A 1,941-nucleotide genomic window follows, 5' to 3' on the forward strand; every position below is an offset into this window, starting at 1 on the left:
AGGTGAGGGCTCAAAGAGTATTAGTCTCTTTAAGCTTCCAGGTTAAGACATCCCTCAAAAATTCCGGCATGAAATAGTGTTTCTCCGCTCTTTGGAGTTCCGGAAAGAAGTGACCAAATGTAAACATATCCGTTGTAGCCAGTTTATACGTCTTATGAGGATCAATCAGTTTTCCATTGATATAGATGTGCCCAATATCCTTTCCAAATCCAACAGAAGTGTAGACGAACTCACCCATTATTTTCCCTCGGAACCCTAGTCCTTTTACCTGAAGATGATGGAGCTCTTCATCTCTTGTTGCTTTTAACACTTCTTTGAGTTGGGCCCCTGTCAAATTAATGACACAGGGGTTGATCGGGTGAGGAAGTATCCGGTGAATATCAAATCTGCTAACCTCTCCTTTGGGCAGCCCTTCCAGTACCAGTCCCGCGTTCAAGAATGCACAGTCTGCTTCACACCATTGAAGCAGTCCGTCAGTCAGCAGCTGTGGAAGCTCTGAAGGCTCGAACCAGTCTGCTGCAAGGTCATTTTTCAGAACGGTAACCGTGTCATTCAACAGTACCTTCCCTTTCTCATGCCAGCTTTTAATTTCCTGATCTTCGTCCTTTGAGGCATGCAGTTGATCCTGTTCATACAGTTGAGCTCTTCTTGAAATGACCTTTCTTGACTGGACATCCAGCTCCACCATGATATGGCCGACAAAGTTTCCATGTTTACCACCGGCACCAAGGAGAGTACCGTTCGTTTCTTTGCCTTCATGAAAGATATGGTGGGTATGCGCTCCGAGGATGATATCCACTTCAGGAAATTTTTCAGCGATCCACTCATCATCCCTTATTCCAAGGTGGGAGAGAAGCACAATCATGTCAGATTGAGGAGCCAGCTCTTTCAGCCAAAAACTAAGCTGATCCATGGGCGAGTATATTTTCCATCCCAATGGTTTATAAAAAGGAGTAAAGTGGGCGGTCAAACCCAGGACGCCTATTTTGAATCCAGACTTGGTTTCATAAATATTATAAGGCTTTGCCCAATAAGGAATTTTTTCCTCTTTCGTATAAAGGTTGGCCAATAATACGTCGAACTTTGCATTCCCGTATAAATCATTCAGTTCCTTATAAGAAAATGTGATTCCCTCATTATTGCCAATCGTCACAGCATCATAACCAGCCTCATTCAGCATTTCCACATTGCCTTTACCTAGAGTGCCTTCTGAAAACGGATGCCAGCGGTCTACATGATCACCAATATCAAACAGGAGTACCTCATCTTGAGCTTCGTGATGCCATTGTTTTCTCATTTTAAGAAAATCACGGATACGCGGCCAATTTTCGAAATGGCTGTGTAAATCGTTTGTATGATAAATATGAATCGTTTCTCTCACTCTTTCACCCTTCTTCCGTACACAAAATCATCCCGTTAACCCTTGGTAGACAAGCCTGATTCCAATCAACACCAAAATGATCCGGAGAATGTTGACCAATGCAGCTGACTGCAGCTTTGAATTCAAGTAAGCCCCTCCCTTGGCGCCAAACCAGGCACCGGGTATGACAGCCAATGCATACAACCAGTTAATATTCCCTAAATAAATATGTGTCGCCGAGCTGACCAATGCAGATAAAAACACCATGAACATCGAAGTAGCCACCGCGACATGCGGAGGAAACAGGAAGATCAGGATCATGGCAGGCACCATCAGCGAACCGCCGCCGATACCGAACAGACCAGAGGAAAAACCGACAATAAAGGCTATAGTCACACCCAGAACAGGCGGAAAGCCATATGTATACTCTTTTCCTTCAGCATCCGTAAAACTCCGCTGATAACTGCTTGTCTTAAACGTTTCAATCGGTTTAATCTTATTTCTGATCATCAAGATAAAAGAAACCAGAATCATAAAAAAGCCAAAATATAAATTGAATGATTCCATGTTGAAGCTCTTGT

General features: G+C 43.5%; 2 protein-coding genes. Both read right to left on the bottom strand.

Annotation, left to right across the window (positions count from 1 at the left end; genetic code table 11):
- Positions 1-10: 10 nt before the first annotated feature.
- A complete protein-coding gene (locus BSG1_RS19245) occupies positions 11-1,381 on the bottom strand; it encodes a bifunctional metallophosphatase/5'-nucleotidase (protein WP_006838914.1) in 1,371 nt (456 codons plus the stop codon).
- A 27-nt stretch (positions 1,382-1,408) separates the two neighbouring features.
- The coding region (locus BSG1_RS19250; RefSeq protein ID WP_006838915.1) for a sulfite exporter TauE/SafE family protein at positions 1,409-1,941 on the bottom strand (533 nt) is incomplete at its 5' end.

The sequence above is a fragment of the Bacillus sp. SG-1 genome (assembly GCF_000181495.1).
In the GTDB taxonomy this organism is placed as follows: domain Bacteria; phylum Bacillota; class Bacilli; order Bacillales; family Bacillaceae_B; genus Rossellomorea.